The organism is Streptococcus sp. 27098_8_113 (assembly GCF_041432545.1).
GTDB lineage: Bacteria > Bacillota > Bacilli > Lactobacillales > Streptococcaceae > Streptococcus.
In genome coordinates this window covers 1-19,547 of the sequence record NZ_JAPVZU010000022.1, presented here as the reverse complement: position 1 = coordinate 19,547, position 19,547 = coordinate 1, and the positions used below count along the sequence as shown (strand labels likewise).

The window sequence follows — 19,547 nt, the reverse complement described above, 5'->3', positions numbered from 1 at the left end:
ACGAATGACCGATTTCTGTCCCACTCTCGTTTTTTCCGATTTGAAGAATCTTTTATCAAGAGAAGAAATAGAAAAAGCCTGCTTCGTCTGAAGCAAGCTTTTTAAGATTAGTTCGTTGCGATTTCGTTCAATAAATCTTCTGCAGTAGTGGTTGGGTTAACGCGAACACGATTGAGCGAGAGCAAGCCGTCTGCAAGTGAAGCAAGACCGTGGTTAGTCGTCAATCCCATCTTGTAGCCCAAACTTTCAGCAATCTGCAAGGTCGCATCACTATAACGACCAGATGGATAGGCAACAGTCGTCGTCTTCTGTGATAGATTGTCATCTAAAAAGGCTTTAGAATCACGTAGTTCAAGGGTTTGTTGATCAGCAGTAGCAGTTGATAGATCAGGGTGGTTGACGGTATGGTCTTCAAAGGACATTCCCTTTTCCTTCATTTCTTTGATCTCATCTAGCGTCAGCATATCTTCACGGCCAGCTTGGACAAAGCCAGTAATGACATTGTTGGTTGCCTTCATCTGGTACTTTTGAAGTAGTGGAAAGGCATTGGTGTAAAAGTCTCTCAAACTATCGTCAAAGGTCAGCCAGACTACTTTTTTATTTTCAGGTAGGACATTCTCTGTCAAAGCTTTGTAAGCTTCATCTGGGGTTAAAGTATAATAACCAGCTTCTTTCAGAGCCTGCAAATGACTTTCAAAAGTAGTTGGATCTACAATCAAACCAGCATTGGCTGCCTCAGAGGGATCCATTACATGGATCGCATGGTACATCAAAATTGGAATCTTAACAGGCTCGTCCTGTTTTACCCACTTGATTTTTGAAGCTTCTTCATTTGTTGAGGTAGAGTCTGGCTTTGAGGTGGATTGCACAGTTTGGTTGCCTGAAGAGGATTGTTTGCTAGGAGAGAACTGAGTCTTCCAAAGATATATTCCGCCTAGGATTAGGGCAAGGAGCAAGAAAAGATTGATAATAGAAAAAAGGAATGCCTTTTTCTTAGCTTTATGTCTTTGCATGCGTCTTCCAATGTGTTTATCTGTCATGGTATCTCCTTCTAATCTCATGAGTTTAAAATTTTTACTTACATTATAACAAATATACAAATAGATTTGTAGGCATTTCTATATATTTTTGTTATAATGTTTTTTATATAAGAAATATTCAAGGAGTTCCTCATGTCTATTAAAATTGCTTTACTTGGTTTTGGAACAGTTGCCAGTGGTGTTCCTTTCTTGTTGAAAGAAAATGGAGAAAAGATTGTTCAGGCTGCTCATTCTGAGATTGAAGTTGCTAAAGTTTTGGTCAAGGATGATGCTGAAAAAGAACGTCTTTTGGCAGCTGGAAATGATTACAACTTTGTGACCAATGTGGATGAAATCTTAAATGACAGTGAAATTGCGATCGTAGTGGAGCTGATGGGACGGATTGAACCAGCTAAAACCTTTATCACGCGCGCACTTGAAGCAGGTAAACATGTGGTAACTGCTAACAAAGACTTGCTGGCAGTTCATGGTTCTGAATTGTTAGATATTGCTAAGAAAAATGGCGTTGCTCTCTACTATGAAGCAGCTGTTGCAGGCGGTATCCCTATTTTACGCACCTTGGTTAATTCATTGGCATCTGACAAGATTACCCGCGTTTTGGGCGTGGTCAATGGAACATCTAACTTCATGATGACCAAGATGGTAGAAGAAGGTTGGTCTTATGAGGATGCTCTTGCGGAAGCGCAACGTTTAGGATTTGCTGAGAGCGATCCAACTAACGACGTTGATGGAATTGACGCAGCCTATAAAATGGTTATCCTCAGCCAATTTGCTTTCGGTATGAACATCAAGTTTGAAGACGTCAGCCACCAAGGTATTCGCAACATCACTCCAGAAGATGTCGCTGTTGCTCAAGATTTGGGCTATGTGGTGAAATTGGTCGGCTCAATTGAGGAAACACCATCAGGAATCGCTGCTGAAGTAACACCGACTTTCTTGCCAAAAGCGCATCCGCTGGCTAGCGTAAACGGCGTAATGAATGCGGTCTTTGTCGAGTCAATCGGTATAGGAGAATCCATGTATTATGGCCCAGGTGCAGGTCAAAAACCAACTGCTACCAGTGTCGTTGCGGATATCGTTCGTATCGTCCGTCGCCTAAATGAAGGCACGATTGGCAAAGCTTTCAATGAATTTAGTCGCGAGCTTGTCTTGGCTAAACCTGAGGATGTCAAGAGCAACTATTATTTCTCTATCTTGGCTCCAGATGCCAAAGGCCAAGTCTTGCATTTGGCTGAAATCTTCAATGCTGAAGAAATTTCTTTCAAGCAAATTCTGCAAGAAGGTACGGATGGTGAAACTGCTCGTGTAGTCATCATCACGCATGCTGTTAGCAAGACTCAGCTAGAAAATGTAGTGGCCAAGCTCCGTGAGGTACCAGAGTTCGAATTGCTCAATACCTTTAAAGTATTAGGAGAATAAGATGAAAATTATTGTACCAGCAACCAGTGCCAATATCGGGCCTGGTTTTGACTCAGTTGGTGTTGCAGTCTCCAAATATTTAGAAATTGAAGTCTTGGAAGAAAGTGAGGAGTGGGTTATTGAACATGACCTCAATCCTCGAATTCCAATGGATAAACGGAATTTACTAATCAAGATTGCCCTGCAATTAGCCCCAGACCTTCAGCCTCATCTTTTAAAAATGACCAGCGATGTTCCTTTGGCGCGCGGTCTTGGCTCTTCTAGCTCTGTTATCGTTGCAGGGATTGAACTGGCCAATCAGTTAGCAAATCTGAACTTATCGGATCATGAAAAGCTAAAAATTGCGACAAAAATCGAAGGGCATCCGGACAATGTCGCACCAGCAATTTATGGAAATCTAGTGATTGCAAGCTCTTTCCAAAATCAAGTTTCAGCTGTTGTGTCAGATTTCCCAGAGGTCAGCTTTATCGCTTTTATTCCAGATTATGAGTTGAGAACAGTTGAAAGCCGCCGTGTCTTGCCTAATCGCCTTTCATACAAGGAAGCTGTTGCAGCAAGCTCTGTAGCCAATGTCGCAGTTGCAGCGCTCTTAAAAGGCGATATGAAAACAGCTGGTCGTGCTATCGAATCAGATCGTTTCCATGAGAGATATCGTCAGCCGCTTATCAAAGAATTTTCTGACATTAAATTCTTAGCCAGAAAACAGGGCGCTTTTGCGACTTATATCTCTGGAGCTGGTCCGACTGTCATGGTTTTATCTCCGAGAGACAAGGCTGAGCAGATTTATCAGCAAATCAAGGAACAAGGCTTTGATGGACAAGTCTTCCAGTTGCAAGTCGATACTCAGGGTGTACGTGTAGAAAAATAGAAGAGAGTTTGAGGATGACGAACTTGTGGACGCAGTGTTGGTCTACAATCTTCGTTCTCCTCTTTCTTTTTGTTTTGAAAAAGAATCTTTATTTCCCTCAGTCTATCGTAAATATCATTTAATTTTGATATAATAGAGTGTAATTTGTAAAAAAGAGAGTAAGTCATGCAAAACCTAGAAAAATTTTCTGCGGAATTAGAAGGAATCGACATCCGTTTTAATGAACCTTTGAGTCAATACACTTATACGAAGGTAGGCGGAGCTGCCGATTTCTTAGTTTTTCCACGCAACCGTTATGAATTGGCTCGGATTGTCAAGTTGGCCAATCGTGAAAATATTCCTTGGTTGGTGCTTGGGAATTCAAGCAATATTATCGTTCGAGATGGCGGTATTCGAGGCTTTGTCATCATGTTTGACAGTCTAAATAACGTAGCAGTAGATGGCTATACGATTGAGGCAGAGGCTGGTGCCAATCTAACTCAGACTACTCGTATTGCCCTGCATCATAGTTTGACTGGCTTTGAATTTGCCTGTGGCATCCCGGGTAGTGTTGGCGGAGCTGTCTTTATGAATGCTGGCGCTTATGGCGGAGAAATTGCTCATGTGCTTGTTTCTTGCAAGGTCTTGACACCTGAAGGAGAGATAAAGACCTTGGATGCGCGTGATATGCGCTTTGGTTATCGCCATTCACTTATTCAAGAAACTGGCGACATCGTCATTTCAGCTAAGTTTGGTCTGGCACCAGGTGTCCACCAAAACATTCGTCAGGAAATGGAACGTCTGACCTATCTGCGTGAACTCAAGCAGCCTTTGGAATACCCATCATGTGGGTCTGTCTTTAAGCGTCCTCTGGGACATTTTGCTGGTCAGCTCATCAGTGAGGCCGGTTTAAAAGGCTATCGAATCGGTGGTGTAGAGGTTTCAGAAAAACATGCTGGTTTCATGATTAATGTCGATCATGGTACAGCTAGCGATTATGAAGAGTTGATTGCTCATGTCATTAAAGTAGTCAAAGAGCATTCAGGTGTCACTCTGGAACGAGAAGTTCGAATTATTGGAGAAGCATAAGAGTCCCATATGTAATTGTCTGATTGCTTTTCTAAGATTTGTCTAAGTCTTTGGGATAGCCAATATCCATGTGTCATTAGTAAAGGGGGTGAAAGCCTATCGATATCGCAAGTATGCAGGGCCATAGTAGCCCTCGAGAGGTTTTTTTGGTCTGACAGAGCCAAAAATCTGTTAATACATGGAAAAGAAGGAATTTATGCCAATTGAAAAAACCAATTATTGAGTTCAAAAACGTTTCGAAGGTTTTTGAAGACAGTAACACCGTCGTTCTCAAAGATATTAACTTTGAATTAGAAGAAGGAAAATTTTATACTCTTCTAGGGGCTTCTGGCTCTGGGAAATCAACCATTCTTAATATTATTGCAGGACTGTTGGATGCGACTACAGGAGACATCTTTTTGGATGGCGTCCGCATCAATGACATTCCTACTAATAAACGGGATGTTCATACTGTATTCCAGTCCTACGCCCTTTTCCCGCATATGAATGTTTTTGAGAATGTAGCCTTTCCGTTGCGGTTGCGGAAGGTAGACAAAAAAGAAATTGAAGAACGGGTTACTGAAGTTCTGAAAATGGTTCAGCTGGAAGGATATGAGCGCCGTTCAATTCGGAGACTTTCAGGCGGTCAACGCCAGCGGGTAGCCATTGCTCGTGCCATCATCAATCGGCCACGGGTTGTCCTACTAGACGAGCCTCTTTCTGCGCTGGATTTGAAGTTGCGGACGGATATGCAATATGAGCTCCGTGAACTTCAACAGCGCCTTGGGATCACTTTTGTCTTTGTCACCCACGACCAGGAAGAAGCCCTAGCTATGAGTGACTGGATTTTTGTCATGAATGAAGGGGAGATTGTCCAGTCAGGAACGCCAGTGGATATCTATGATGAGCCGATTAACCACTTTGTTGCGACCTTTATCGGAGAATCTAATATCCTGCCAGGTAAGATGATCGAAGACTACTTGGTCGAGTTCAATGGCAAGCGCTTTGAAGCGGTTGACGGAGGAATGCGACCAAACGAATCCGTTGAAGTGGTGATTCGTCCAGAAGATTTGCGCATTACCCTGCCTGAAGAAGGAAAACTGCAGGTTAAAGTGGATACCCAGCTTTTCCGCGGGGTTCATTATGAAATTATCGCCTACGATGAACTCGGAAATGAATGGATGATTCATTCGACCCGCAAGGCCATCGTCGGAGAAGAAATCGGTCTGGACTTTGAGCCAGAGGATATCCATATCATGCGCCTCAATGAAACCGAAGAAGAATTCGATGCTCGGATTGAAGAATACGTAGAAATCGAAGAACAAGAAGCAGGGCTGATAAACGCCATTGAGGAGGAAAGAGATGAAGAAAACAACCTCTAACCTTTTTATGCTTCCATATTTTCTTTGGATTCTGCTTTTTGTCCTAGCTCCAGTGATAATGATTGTCTGGAAATCATTCTTTAATATCGAAGGACAGTTCACGCTGGAAAACTATCGGATTTATTTCACGTCGCAGAATTTGACCTATCTGAAAATGAGCTTTAACTCGGTATTTTATGCAGGCATCATCACCTTGGTGACCTTACTCATATCCTATCCGACTGCTTATTTTTTGACCCAGCTTAAGCATCGCCAGCTCTGGCTGATGCTGATTGTCCTGCCGACTTGGATTAATCTTTTGCTTAAGGCTTACGCTTTTATCGGCATTTTTGGGCAAAATGGCTCAGTAAATGAATTTTTGACCTTTATCGGTATCGGTCCCAAGCAGATTCTTTTCACTGACTTTTCTTTTATTTTTGTTGCTAGCTACATTGAGCTGCCCTTTATGATTCTGCCGATTTTCAACGTCTTGGATGATTTGGATCCCAACCTCATCAATGCTAGCTATGACTTGGGTGCCAATCGTTGGCAGACTTTCCGCAATGTCGTCTTTCCACTTTCAATGAATGGTGTGAGAAGTGGCGTGCAGTCAGTCTTTATTCCCAGTCTCAGCCTCTTCATGCTGACGCGTTTGATCGGTGGGAACCGTGTTATTACGCTGGGTACAGCCATTGAACAGCATTTCTTGACGACGCAAAACTGGGGAATGGGCTCAACCATCGGAGTGGTTCTGATTATTGCCATGCTCTTCACTATGTGGGCAACCAAGGAAAGGAGAGAACGATGAAAAAATTTGCTAATCTCTATTTAGCGATTGTGTTTCTAATCCTTTATCTTCCGATCTTTTATTTGATTGCCTATGCCTTCAATGCTGGCGATGATATGAACAAATTTACAGGCTTTGATCTGGTTCATTTTCAAAAGTTATTTGAAGATTCGCGCTTGATTTTAATTTTGGCGCAGACTTTCTTCTTAGCCTTTCTTTCTTCCCTCATTGCTACCATTATCGGAACTTTCGGTGCTATTTATATTTACCAAGCCCGCAAGAAGTATCAGGATGCCTTCCTATCCATCAATAATATTTTGATGGTGGCGCCTGACGTTATGATTGGGGCTAGCTTCCTGATTCTCTTTACCACGGCTAAATTCCAGCTGGGCTTTGTGTCCGTTTTAGCCAGCCACGTTGCCTTTTCAATTCCTATTGTTGTGCTAATGATTTTGCCACGGCTAAAAGAAATGAATGACGACATGATTAAGGCTGCTTATGATTTGGGAGCTAGTCAAGTTCAGATGCTCAAGGAAATCATGCTGCCTTATCTGACACCAGCGATCATTGCTGGCTACTTTATGGCTTTCACCTACTCACTAGATGACTTTGCTGTGACCTTCTTTGTGACAGGAAATGGCTTCTCGACTCTTTCCGTAGAAATTTATTCCCGTGCACGGCAAGGAATTTCCTTGGAAATCAATGCCCTGTCTGCTCTGGTCTTTCTCTTTAGTATCGTTTTAGTCATTGGCTATTACTTTATCACGCGTGAGAAGGAGGAAGCAGCATGAAAAAACTCTATTCGTTTTTAGCAGGGATTCTTGCGATTATCCTGATCTTGTGGGGAATTAGCTATCGGATTGAGAGTAAAGCCAACAGCAAGGGCAGTGATAAATTGGTCGTCTATAACTGGGGAGATTACATTGATCCGGAATTGCTGACAGAGTTTACCAAGGAAACAGGTGTGCAGGTGCAGTATGAAACCTTCGATTCCAACGAAGCCATGTACACGAAAATCAAACAAGGTGGAACAACCTACGACATTGCTATCCCAAGCGAGTACATGATTGCCAAGATGATGAAGGAAAACTTGGTAGAGAAATTGGACCATAGCCAGATCAAAGGCTTGGAAAATATTGGTTCAGACTTTTTGGATCAGCCATTTGATCCAGGAAACCAGTATTCCATTCCTTATTTCTGGGGAACGCTGGGAATTGTTTACAATACTAAAATGGTCGAGCACGCGCCTGAACACTGGAACGATCTCTGGAAGCCAGAATACAGAAACTCCATCATGATGATTGACGGAGCCCGCGAAGTCATGGGGATTGGTCTGAACTCGAATGGTCATAGTCTTAACTCCAAAGATGCTGACCAGTTGCAGGAGGCTGTCGATAAACTCTACACTCTGACGCCCAATATCAAAGCCATCGTCGCTGATGAGATGAAAGGCTACATGATTCAGAATAACGCGGCTATTGGCGTGACCTTCTCTGGCGAAGCTCGCCAAATGCTGGAGGCCAATGAAGATCTGCGCTATGTTGTGCCTACAGAAGCCAGCAACCTTTGGTTTGACAATATCGTTATTCCAAAAACGGTCAAAAATAAAAAAGCTGCCTATCAGTTTATTAATTTCATGCTGAGACCAGAAAATGCTTATAAAAATGCCCTTTATGTTGGCTACTCAACGCCAAACCTTCCTGCCAAGGCCATGCTGCCAGAAGAGGTACAGGAAGATGAGGCCTTTTATCCAACAGAAGAGACCATGAAGCATCTGGAAGTCTATCAGCAATTAGGTCCAAAATGGCTCGGAACCTACAATGACCTCTATCTTCAAGTCAAAATGTATCGCAAATAGCCAAAGAAGAGGCTGGGACAAAAGTCCTAGCCTCTCAATTGTCTTTGGATTATCGAGCAAGGCGCAGGGGTTGAGTGGGCTCTACTACGCTGATTTCATCAGCTTTTACAGCCCTACTCAACTGTGCGGAGGTGGGACGACGAAATCGAATTCTAACGAATTACTGATTTCTGTCCCACTCTCTTTTTTGTATTTTGACTTGTATAATTATTTGAAAAGTAGAAGAGAAAGTAGTAAAATTATATTAACATATACAACAGAGCCTTGTGCTCAATTAAGGAGGAAAACATTATGTCAGTTTTCTACGTTCCATCAGTCAATTTGATTGGTAAGGGTGTCATCAATGAATTTGGCGGTCATGTCAAAGAGCTGGGCTTCAAGAAAGCTCTCATCGTTACAGATCACTACATTGCATCCAGTGATATTTTACCAAAAGTCATCAAGCCGCTAGAAGCAGAAGGCATTGAATATGTGGTTTTTGAAGATGTAGACCCAAATCCTTCTTGTAAGAATGTCTACGATGGCTTAGCTACTCTTCAGGAAAATGACTGTGATTTTATCATCAGTGTTGGTGGTGGTTCTCCGCAGGATGCTGCTAGCTGTATTTCCATCATGGCGAAAAATGGAGGCAAGCCGCAAGATTATGAAGGGCTCCACAAGTCTAAAGAAAAGGGTCTGCCAGTTGTAGCCATCAACACCACGGCAGGGACTTCTGCCGAAATCACTATCAACTATGTTATCACGGACGAAGAGCGTAAGGTTAAGATGGTGATGGTTGATAAAAACAGTCTGGCTCTCATCTCTGTCAATGACCCAGAGCTCATGGTTTCCAAACCAGCTAATTTAACGGCAGCAACCGGGATGGATGCTTTGACTCATGCTGTTGAGGCCTTGGTAACTCCTGGTGCTTATGGCGTGACCAAGAAACTGTCTATCGGTGCCATCGAGTTGATTAAGGAATATTTACCGCGTGCAGTTGCTAATGGCCATGATATAGAAGCGCGTGAAGCTATGGTTAATGCTATTTTCCTTGGGGGCATGTCCTTTAACAATGCAGGTCTGGGCTATGTGCATTCGATGGCTCACCAGCTTGGTGCGGTCTATCATTTGCCTCATGGCGTTTGCTGTGCTATGCTCCTGCCAGTAGTTGAGCGTGAAAATGCCAAACGAGTACCAGCAGCCTTTAGAAATGTGGCTAAAGCTTTAGGCTTGCATACCGAAGGCAAGACTGATGAAGAGTGTGCAGCATATGCCATTTCGGAAATCGAAACCTTGTCCGAAACGGTCGGTATTCCTAAGAAATTGACCGAACTTGGTATTGAAGAAAAGGACTTTGACTTTGAATACCTTTCTAAGAATGCTTTGATTGATGCTTGCGCACCGGGCAATCCTTTCATGCCGACTTTGGAAGAAACCATTGCTTTATACAAGGAATTATTTTAAGCCAAAGGAAAAAGGCCCTCCTTCTAAACTTAGTTGATTTATATCAAAAAAAGACAGTTGCTCTCTCTCTCTCCTACAGCTGTCTTTTTAATTTATGGAAATATGTTGAGTACAGGATTAGTGCTCTAGAATAAACTTATCAATAGCTGTGGCGACGCCATTTTCTTCATTGCTATCTGTTACATAGTCGGCCAAGTCTTTGACATGCTGGCTAGCATTTCCCATGGCAACGCCCAAGCCAGCAAACTGCAGCATTTCAATATCATTATTCGCATCGCCCAGTGCCATGATTTCCTCAGGTTTGATCTCTAGACGTTGTGACAGACGCTCTAGGGCAAAAGCTTTGGTAACACCTTTTGGCATCGCCTCGTAGATGACAGGCTGGGAACGGACGCCACTGAATCGTTGGCAGAGTTCTTGAGCGAACTTGGTCTCAAAATCATTTACCTGTTCAGGATTTCCTAGAAACATAGCTTGAAACATTCGATGCTGACCGCTGCAAGCTTCTTCAAGGCTGATTTCAGTAGGAGTCGTAAAGACAAGAGCTGCATCATCAGTCACAATTTTGCTGGCTTTTTCTCCCACAACGAAGTAATGATCTTCATCAAACAAGGTCAACTGCACTTGGCTCTGCTCTGCCAAACTGTAGAGGTAGCGAATATCATCGGGATTTAATTCTTGCCAGTCAACGACCTGCCAATCGCTAGTCTGATGGATAGCGCAACCATTGTCTACGATGACATATTCATTTTCATTCTCCAAGCCCAACTCCTGATAGTAGGGCTTGACACCAACGAGCGGTCTACCTGTACAGAGAACCAGCTTGACTCCAGCTTGGATAGCCTGGTGGATAGCATCAATATGATCTTGGGGAATCTTTTTTTCCTCAGTTAGCAAGGTTCCGTCCATATCAAGGGCAATTAGTTTAATCATAGTTTTTCTCCAATAGTATTTGTGAATATTATAGCATATTTTCTATTGCTAGGAGAGCAGAAATGGGGAGGATTGTTTTTTTAATTTTCCTGTCCTTATGGTATAATAAGAAAATCTAGTAAGGAAAAGAGAAGCTATGAAAGCAAAGCGTATTGTATTTAAAGTTGGAACGAGCTCATTGACAAATCTTGATGGTAGCCTGTCGCGGGCAAAGGTGCGGGAAATTACCCATCAATTATCGGTCTTACACGAAGCTGGACATGAGTTGATTTTGGTATCGTCTGGAGCCATTGCGGCAGGTTTTTCTTCTCTAGGATTTAAAAAACGCCCAACCAAGGTAGCTGATAAACAGGCTTCGGCAGCTGTTGGTCAGGGCCTTCTCCTAGAGGAGTACACCACCAATCTGCTCTTGAAGAAGATTGTGTCTGCTCAGATCTTGCTGACGCAGGATGATTTTGCGGATAAACGGCGTTACAAAAATGCCCACCAAGCTTTGTCAGTCCTCCTTAATCGAGGTGCCATTCCCATTATCAATGAAAATGACACAGTTTCTATCGAGGAGCTAAAGGTGGGAGACAATGACACGCTCAGTGCTCAGGTGGCAGCCATGGTTCAGGCGGATCTTTTGGTACTTTTGACAGATGTTGATGGGCTTTACACAGCCAACCCGGCTACTGATCCAACGGCCCGTCGGCTTGAAAGAATTGAGACAATCTCTAGTGATTTGATTGACATGGCAGGCGGGGCAGGCTCCAGCAATGGCACTGGTGGCATGCTGACCAAGATCAAAGCAGCAACTTTGGCGACCATGTCTGGTGTACCAGTTTATATTTGTTCGTCGCTAAAAAGCAATGCTTTATTGGAGGCGGCGAGCCAGACTCGGGACGGGAGCTTTTTCTCAGCGCAGGATAAGGGCTTGAAGACGCAAAAGCAGTGGCTGGCCTTTTATGCTAAGAGCCAAGGCGCCATCTATGTAGATCAGGGAGCGGCTCATGCTCTGCGCTACGATGGCAAAAGCCTTCTGGCATCAGGAATTGTTAGGTTAGAGGGGCATTTTTCCTACCAAGATACAGTGACGGTGTACGAAGAAGAGACTGGTGCGATTTTAGGAAAGGGGCGCGTGCGCTTTGGTAAATCTGCCCTCAAGGACATGTTGCGTTCTAGCAAGCCAAAGGGAGTCGTAATTCATCGTGACGATTGGATCTCTATTACTCCAGAACTCCAACTGCTCTTTTCCGAATTTTAAGAGGAAATAAGAGCTTACTTATTTCCTTTACCCGAACTCTCCAAAATCTTTATCAATTGTAAAAAGAAATTATTGTATCCTACGAAAGGAGGCGCTATGACCTCAACACAAGAATTATTTGAAATTGTAAAAAAGTCAAAAAAATCAATCAACACGGCTACGACTGCTGAGAAAAACAAAGCGTTGGAAGAAATGGCAAAGCAGCTCTGGCTTTCTCGTGCTGATATTTTAGCAGCCAATGAACTGGATATGGCAGCGGCTAAAGGTAAAATCTCTGATGTGATGCTGGACCGCCTTTATCTAGATGAGGATCGGATTGCTGGCATGGCAGAGGGCATTCGTCAGCTGATTGACTTGGAGGATCCTGTGGGGCAAGTCTTGGAAAAGACTGAGCTTGATAACGGCCTTGTCATCAGTAAAAAGCGGGTGGCTATGGGCGTAATTGGGATTATCTACGAAAGTCGGCCCAATGTCACTTCAGACGCTGCTGCTCTGGCGCTAAAGAGTGGCAGTGCAGTCGTTCTCAGAAGTGGCAAGGATGCTTATCAGACAGCACTAGCTATTGTCACAGCTCTGAAAAAAGGTTTGGCTCAGACCAAGATTTCGCCAGATTGTATTCAGTTGGTTTCTGATACTAGTCGGGCTTCCGCCCAGGCAATGATGAAGGCCAAGGGCTATCTGGATTTGCTCATTCCTCGTGGTGGCGCGGGATTGATTCAGGCGGTCGTGGAGAATGCGACTGTGCCGGTTATTGAGACAGGTACTGGAATTGTCCATGTCTATGTAGATAAGGATGCTGATCAGGACAAGGCTTTGGCGATTATTGAGAATGCCAAGACCAGTCGCCCTTCTGTCTGCAATGCAATGGAGGTACTATTGGTTCATGAAGAGATTGCAGCAGCATTTTTACCACGCTTGCAGAAGATGCTGGTGACAGATCGTGAGGCTACACAAGAAAATTCTGTTGAATTGCGTTTGGATGAGAAAGCAGCTCAGTATATATCGGGCTCGCAAGCTAGACCAGAAGATTTTGACACAGAATTCTTGGACTATATCTTAGCAGTCAAGCTGGTTTCCTCGCTGGAAGAAGCGGTGGAGCATATTGAGGCTCACAGCACCCATCACTCGGACGCCATTGTGACAGAGAACGATGCAACGGCAGCTTACTTCACAGAGCAGGTAGATAGCGCAGCAGTTTATGTCAATGCTTCAACCCGTTTTACAGATGGCGGCCAATTTGGACTTGGCTGCGAAATGGGGATTTCTACTCAAAAACTGCATGCCAGAGGCCCTATGGGGCTGAAAGAGCTGACCAGCTATAAATACGTCATCCAAGGGACGGGTCAAGTGAGGAAATAATGATGAAAATTGGTTTTATCGGTCTGGGAAATATGGGTGGCAGTTTAGCTCGCCTAGTTGCCCAAGATGAGAGATATAGAAGCGAATTACTACTGGCCAATCGCAGTCGTGACAAGGCTGAAAAGATTGCTGCAGAACTTGGTGGGCAGCCGGTCAGTAATAAAGAAGTTTTTGCTCAGGCAGAGGTGATTTTTCTGGGTATCAAACTAGCTCAATTCGCTGACTTGCTGGCTGACTATCACGAAGTTCTAGAAGAACGGGATTCTCTTATCCTAGTTTCGATGGCTGCTGGTCTGAGCTTGGAGCTATTAGAAAAATTGACACCTAGCCACCATCGTTGGATTCGGATTATGCCTAATACACCGGTAGCTGTTGGCGAGGGCGTTATTAGCTATGCCTTATCCCAGCAGGCGAAGCAAGAGGATGAAGACTTGTTGCGTGAGCTTCTGTCTTTGGCTGGCCTTTTGGTCAAACTAGAGGAAAAGCAGTTGGATGCGGCGACAGCTCTTGCTGGTTGCGGACCAGCTTTCGTCTATCTCTTTATAGAGGCTTTAGCGGATGCAGGTGTCCGAGCAGGACTCAGTCGCGACATAGCCCTCCAACTGGCCAATCAGACCCTTTTAGGCGCTGCCAAGCTAAGTCAGGTCAGCGCTCAACATCCGGCACAGCTCAAAGATCAGGTCTGCAGTCCGGCCGGTTCGACCATCGCCGGGGTAGCTAGTCTGGAAGAAAATGCCTTTCGGGGAACGGTCATGGATGCCGTTCAAGCTGCCTACAAGAGGACGCAGGAGTTGGGAAAATGAAGGATTTACCAGTTTTGAACCGATTTCTGACGGTTTGAAATAACAAGCTAACTTTCAGTGGACACGCTTTAGGGTAAACTAGGAAACAGCTAAAAAAATTTTTTCTATTGACCCTTCAGAAGATAATGGGGAAAGTATATTAATTCCCTCAACAAACAGCAGGCTAACGGCTTGCTGTTTTTCATTTAAAGGGAAGAATGGTATAATGAAGTAGAGAAAAATCTTGAATGAGGTAGCCATGAATGAAATCAAATGCCCCAACTGCGGGGAGATTTTTACAGTCAATGAGAGCCAGTACAGTGAGCTTTTGTCGCAGGTTCGGACAGCAGAGTTTGACAAGGAGATTCATGCTCGGATTGAGCAGGAGCTAGCTTTAGCAGAGCAAAAATCCCAGAATGCCCAACAAGCCCTGCTATCGCAGAAAGAACAGGAAATTAGCAAGCTTCAAAGCCAGATTGCTCAGTTTGAGACCCAGCAGGAATTGGCAAAGAAAGAGGCGGAGCAGGCAGCTAGTCTTCAATTGCAGGAGAAGGATAAGGAAGTCCAGCAATTGGAAAGTCAGCTGACAACTCTGCGCTTGGAGCATGAAAATCAACTGCAAAAGACCTTGTCTGCGCTGGAAAAAGAGCGAGACGAGGTTAAGAATCAGCTAGTTTTGCAAGAAAAGGAAGCAGCGCTGGCTCAGACCTCTCTCAAAGAACGCTATGAGGTAGAGCTGCGGCAGAAAGATGAGACCATAGAGTTCTACAAGGATTTTAAAGCCAAGCAGTCTACTAAGATGATTGGCGAGAGTTTGGAACAGCACTGTGAGTACGAGTTTAACAAGAACCGCATGGCCATGTTTCCACGAGCGGAATTTGGCAAGGACAATGATGCTAGAACGGGCAGCAAGGGTGACTACATTTACCGTGAGGTGGATGAAAATGGTGTGGAAATCCTCTCCATCATGTTTGAAATGAAAAATGAAGGCGATGAGACAGCGACCAAGAAGAAGAACGAGCATTTTTTCAAAGAGCTGGATAAGGACCGGCGGGAGAAAGGCTGTGAGTATGCTATTCTGGTGACACTTCTTGAGGCTGACAGCGAGCTATACAATTCGGGTATTGTCGATGTGTCCTATACCTATGAGAAGATGTATGTTATCCGACCACAGTTCTTCCTGCCCATGATTACCCTCTTGCGCAATGCTGCGCTTAACTCGCTCCAGTACAAGCAGGAATTGGCCTTGGTGCGGGAGCAAAACATTGATATTACGCATTTTGAGGAAGATTTGGATGCCTTTAAAGTTGCTTTTGCCAAGAACTATCAGTCTGCTTCTACCAACTTTGGCAAGGCTATCGAGGAGATCGACAAGGCTATCCGCCGGATGGAAGAAATTAAGAAATTCCTGACGACCTCTGAAAACCAGCTGCGCTTGGCTAATAACAAACTGGACGATGTCTCTGTCAAAAAACTGACGCGCAAAAACCCTACTATGAAAGCTAAGTTTGAAGCTTTAAAGGAGAAGTAAGAAAACAAGACAATGAACGGAATTATCAACTTAAGAAAAGAAGCGGGCATGACCTCGCACGATGCGGTATTTAAGCTGCGCAAAATTTTAAAAACCAAGAAAATCGGTCATGGGGGAACCTTGGATCCAGATGTAGTGGGGGTGCTTCCGATTGCTGTGGGCAAGGCGACGCGCTTGGTCGAGTTTATGCAGGAGGAAGGCAAAATCTACGAGGGAGAGATTACCCTGGGCTGCTCAACAACGACAGAGGATGCCAGTGGAGACCTCCTAGAGCGGACACCGGTGACAGAGCTTTTAGAAGAAGCTCTCATTGATGAAGCGATGGAGTCCATGACTGGTGAGATTCGCCAGATTCCACCCATGTATTCAGCAGTCAAGGTCAATGGCCGCAAGCTTTATGAGTATGCAAGAGCGGGTCAAGAAGTGGAGCGGCCAGAGCGGCAGGTGACCATCTATAGTTTCGAACGCACCAGTCCGATTTCCTATGAAGATGAGCAAGCACGCTTTCGTTTTCGAGTCAAGTGCAGCAAGGGGACCTATGTCCGAACTCTGTCTGTTGATTTGGGAGCTAAGCTTGGCTTTGCTAGCCACATGTCCCAGCTGACAAGGACTTCTTCAGCAGGCATGAGCTTAGAAGATGCCTTGACCTTGGATGAAATAGCAGAGCGAGTAGCAGTGGAAGATTTTACATTCCTTCAGCCTCTGGAGTTGGGAACAGGTGATCTACCAAAGATTGAACTAACGATAGAGCAGTTAGAGGAAGTCCGCTTTGGTCGCTTTATTTTCATTGAAAATGCGGCAACAATCTTGGCTGGTTTTCATAAAGGTAAGCTTATCGCCATCTTAGAAAAAAGGGAAGAATCTTATAAACCTAAAAAAGTTTTTCTTTGATCATATTGAACATATCAGGGTCCTGAAATTTATTTTCAGGATTTTTTATATGTCTTGAATAATTAATCAAATCTATAAACTAAAAAATGTATAAATATACTATTCGAATAGATCAGAAACACTTATAAAATTTACTGTGAATTTTTAAAATAGCAATACTCAAAAATTGGACAGTTTCGCTAAAAATGATTTAGTAATGATAGGGCTATAAAATTGCTTAAATTCCACTTATATGGTACACTTGAGGGAGTGACAATTTTAGAATAATAAGGAGGGTTCCAATACATGGGACAAGACTGGAAGAAAATAGAAAGGCAACGTTTTACAATTCGTAAGACGAGAGCATGGGGTGCATGTTCAGTTTTTCTAGGATCAAGTATTTTCTTTCTAGGAGGGGGAGTTGCAAGTGCGCAAGAAGTTAGTCCTTCTGCGCAAGACCAAGCAGCTCAAGTAGCAGAAGCTGCTAGAGTTTCAGATGAAAAAGAGTCTGAGAAACCAGCAACTGAAGCACAAGCCGAACCTGAAAAGAATGCTGCGTCAGTAAGTGCAGATGTTCAAGCAACTGAAGCTAAGGAACAAGCAGCACCTAGCACTGGAGAAGTAGCTAAAGCAGAAGAAACTGCTGTTTCAAAAGACGAAAAGTCAGAAGAAACAAATGCTCCGAAAGAAGCTAAAGCAGAAGAAAAGGCTGAGCCAAAAGAAGAAAAATCAGAGCCAAAAACAGCAAGTTCTGAAACTAATGCAGCCGCACAACCTAAGCGTTCAGGCTCATCAGGATTCAGAAGTGTTAGTGGTATATCAGGATTCAGAAATACTGGTGCTACTCGTCAAGGATCTGACTATACTGTTACTCAAGACGGTAATCTAGCTACAGTTCAAGCTAATGCTTTGAAAACTCAGTTGGATAGAGCAGCATCAGAGAACTTGCCAGTTACACCGAACCAGCTTAGAAATTTTGGAACCGCAACAACTGACGAAGAAAGACGCAGATTAGAACGTCAAGCAGCGGATCTTCAAAATACTGAAGCTCAGGCAATGAATAGAAAAATCTCTGATTACTTGGCGGCTAAACAAAGAGCTCAACAATTAACAGGTAAAGAAGGAAGCTTGCAACAAATTGCTCCGCAAAACCTCGTGTTCTCTGATGAGCCAAACGCAACGGCTAGGATTAGGCTGGCACAAGGAGACTGGTTCGTCAAAGACAGTACGCTCACATCCCGAAATCAATATGTTCGTGAAGCTTTGGATAGTCGGAGCTACAATGAGTGGCGAGACGGGACAACTACTCAACCGAATGCAGTTATCACTAGAGCCGATACAAGTCAACCGGCAGCAGAGCGAATCATCAAGGATCAAACAGATGCTTACTACATGGTTCATACGCAAGTTGGTAGAACCACAACAGTAGAGTACACCTTGCATAACTCATTTGCCGGTGGTCGACCTATTACGAAAGCTATTGCTCGATATACGCCTAAGAAGAGTTCTGCTTATGATGATAGTATGGTAATGGCTATCCATAAAGATCCAACTATGACAGTTTGGAATGGATCCAGCTATGATCGTAAAGGAACTGGTAACCAATTGCATATGGAATGGGAATTCTATTATGCGGACGGTACAAAGGTAGACTTTGGTAAAACACCAGGTGTTGTTTCTTTCGCCTCACGTAACCACCACGGGGACGATATTTACGCTGAAATTTATGGTAATTTGAGCTCAAATATGCAGAATGTACAAATTGTAGGTTCTTCTATCGTTCCACAGGCAAATGGTTGGTACTATGCAAATGGTAAGAATAACTCTTATAAAGGCCAAACTGAATATCAATGGGACCAACAAGGTAACCCAAATGAATTCTGGGGAGCGGGTGCTGCAAAAGTTACAAGTGGTACATCATTGAGCTTTGATATTGCTACCACTAATCCTGGTCAGCACTGGCCACGTCCAATTCGCCAATGGTTCTCATTTAATACCAACGTAAAAGCGAATAACGTCGTAACGAACCCTAATTTGACTTATACTCCTGCAGCATATGTCAATGAAGTTCCAGCACCAGAACCAGAAAAATCTTATGACAGATTTGTCATGGATATTCCACATAATGTCAGAGTCGTAGATTATGAGAATGCCACTCCAGATCAAAAACGCGCTTTCGACAATCAAACTGGTTCTCAGATGGTTTACCAACAAGGTAAGGACGGACAGGTTATTGTTGTAGGACCAAAACCAGAAAACCTAAATGACGTACCGAATCCTAAGTTTACAGCTCAAGAACTTGAGACACTTAAAAATGGTGGAACTGTAAGAGGATTTAAGGGACACAATTACGTTGATCCTGTAGATACCATCATGGTTGTCAAACGTAATGCGGGACCAACTGGACCTAAGGGTGATAAAGGTGCAACAGGCGCAACCGGAGCCACAGGTGCAGCAGGACCAAAAGGTGATAAGGGTGCAACAGGCGCAACTGGTGCAACCGGAGCCACAGGCGCAGCAGGACCAAAAGGTGATAAGGGCGCTACTGGCGCAACCGGAGCCACAGGTGCAGCAGGACCAAAAGGTGATAAGGGCGCTACTGGCGCAACCGGAGCCACAGGTGCAGCAGGACCAAAAGGCGATAAAGGTGCAACAGGCGCGACCGGAGCTAAAGGTGATAAAGGTGAAACAGGCGCAACAGGTGCGACTGGCGCTAAAGGAGAAGATGGTAAGCCATCATTAGCCCAAGTTGTCGATAATAACAACGGCACGCACACTGTTAAAGTTGGTCTGGATAAGAACGGCAATGGCCAATTGGATCCAGACGAAGTAACCTCATCTACCATTGTTAAAGATGGTAAGGATGGAAAATCTCCACTAGCTAAGGTTGTTGATAATAACAATGGCACGCACACAGTTCAAGTCGGTCTTGATAAGAACGGAAATGGTGAGCTTGATCCAGACGAAGTAACATCATCTACAATCATCAAAGATGGTAAGGAT

The 19,547-nt window shown here is 44.0% G+C and carries 16 protein-coding genes; 14 read left to right on the top strand and 2 right to left on the bottom strand.

The window, feature by feature from the left end:
• Positions 1-107: 107 nt before the first annotated feature.
• Entirely contained in the window at positions 108-1,040 is a 933-nt protein-coding gene (locus O3644_RS09795) for a polysaccharide deacetylase family protein (protein WP_148886615.1), read from the bottom strand.
• 132 nt (positions 1,041-1,172) lie between these two features.
• Here O3644_RS09795 and O3644_RS09790 point away from each other — a divergent pair, with 132 nt between their 5' ends.
• The 8 genes from O3644_RS09790 to O3644_RS09755 all read left to right on the top strand — a co-directional run bounded on the left by O3644_RS09790 (position 1,173) and on the right by O3644_RS09755 (position 9,823).
• Positions 1,173-2,459, top strand: a complete 1,287-nt coding sequence (locus O3644_RS09790; RefSeq protein ID WP_048763116.1) for a homoserine dehydrogenase — start codon at positions 1,173-1,175, stop codon at positions 2,457-2,459.
• 1 nt (position 2,460) lies between these two features.
• Positions 2,461-3,327, top strand: coding sequence for a homoserine kinase (thrB, locus tag O3644_RS09785; RefSeq protein WP_048763118.1), 867 nt, complete (start codon positions 2,461-2,463; stop codon positions 3,325-3,327).
• Positions 3,328-3,492: 165 nt separating this feature from the next.
• Entirely contained in the window at positions 3,493-4,395 is a 903-nt protein-coding gene (gene murB, locus O3644_RS09780; RefSeq protein ID WP_048763119.1) for a UDP-N-acetylmuramate dehydrogenase, read from the top strand.
• Positions 4,396-4,598: 203 nt separating this feature from the next.
• A complete protein-coding gene (locus O3644_RS09775) occupies positions 4,599-5,756 on the top strand; it encodes an ABC transporter ATP-binding protein (RefSeq protein WP_048763121.1) in 1,158 nt (385 codons plus the stop codon).
• A complete protein-coding gene (locus tag O3644_RS09770) occupies positions 5,737-6,543 on the top strand; it encodes an ABC transporter permease (protein ID WP_048763122.1) in 807 nt (268 codons plus the stop codon). Before O3644_RS09775 ends, O3644_RS09770 begins: the two co-directional genes overlap by 20 nt.
• Positions 6,540-7,313, top strand: coding sequence for an ABC transporter permease (locus O3644_RS09765; RefSeq protein WP_005590157.1), 774 nt, complete (start codon positions 6,540-6,542; stop codon positions 7,311-7,313). The genes O3644_RS09770 and O3644_RS09765 overlap by 4 nt, the downstream gene beginning before the upstream one ends.
• Positions 7,310-8,380 (top strand): ABC transporter substrate-binding protein, encoded by a 1,071-nt coding sequence (locus O3644_RS09760; RefSeq protein WP_005590161.1) that lies wholly within the window; start codon positions 7,310-7,312, stop codon positions 8,378-8,380. Before O3644_RS09765 ends, O3644_RS09760 begins: the two co-directional genes overlap by 4 nt.
• Positions 8,381-8,671: 291 nt before the next feature.
• Entirely contained in the window at positions 8,672-9,823 is a 1,152-nt protein-coding gene (locus O3644_RS09755; RefSeq protein WP_371595620.1) for an iron-containing alcohol dehydrogenase, read from the top strand.
• A gap of 117 nt (positions 9,824-9,940) precedes the next feature.
• On the opposite strand, the gene O3644_RS09750 is transcribed toward O3644_RS09755, so the two are convergent.
• Positions 9,941-10,756 carry a Cof-type HAD-IIB family hydrolase gene (locus tag O3644_RS09750; protein ID WP_371595619.1) on the bottom strand — a complete coding sequence of 272 codons (816 nt, stop codon included), beginning with the start codon at positions 10,754-10,756 and terminating at the stop codon, positions 9,941-9,943.
• A gap of 136 nt (positions 10,757-10,892) precedes the next feature.
• On the opposite strand from O3644_RS09750, the gene proB reads away from it, so the two are divergent.
• The 6 genes from proB to O3644_RS09720 form a co-directional block, all read left to right on the top strand.
• Entirely contained in the window at positions 10,893-12,002 is a 1,110-nt protein-coding gene (proB, locus tag O3644_RS09745) for a glutamate 5-kinase (protein WP_371595618.1), read from the top strand.
• 96 nt (positions 12,003-12,098) lie between these two features.
• The gene (locus tag O3644_RS09740; protein ID WP_371595617.1) at positions 12,099-13,361 is read left to right on the top strand and encodes a glutamate-5-semialdehyde dehydrogenase; all 1,263 of its coding nucleotides are present in this window, start codon (positions 12,099-12,101) and stop codon (positions 13,359-13,361) included.
• Positions 13,362-13,363: 2 nt separating this feature from the next.
• The gene (proC, locus tag O3644_RS09735; RefSeq protein WP_371595621.1) at positions 13,364-14,164 is read left to right on the top strand and encodes a pyrroline-5-carboxylate reductase; all 801 of its coding nucleotides are present in this window, start codon (positions 13,364-13,366) and stop codon (positions 14,162-14,164) included.
• A gap of 238 nt (positions 14,165-14,402) precedes the next feature.
• Complete coding sequence (locus O3644_RS09730) at positions 14,403-15,674, top strand: DUF2130 domain-containing protein (protein WP_371595616.1); 1,272 nt, start codon at positions 14,403-14,405, stop codon at positions 15,672-15,674.
• 12 nt (positions 15,675-15,686) lie between these two features.
• Positions 15,687-16,565: a tRNA pseudouridine(55) synthase TruB gene (gene truB, locus O3644_RS09725; RefSeq protein ID WP_371595615.1), complete on the top strand. Its 879-nt coding sequence runs from the start codon at positions 15,687-15,689 to the stop codon at positions 16,563-16,565.
• 285 nt (positions 16,566-16,850) lie between these two features.
• A partial coding sequence (locus O3644_RS09720; protein ID WP_371595614.1) for a GbpC/Spa domain-containing protein occupies positions 16,851-19,547 on the top strand: 2,697 nt, incomplete at its 3' end.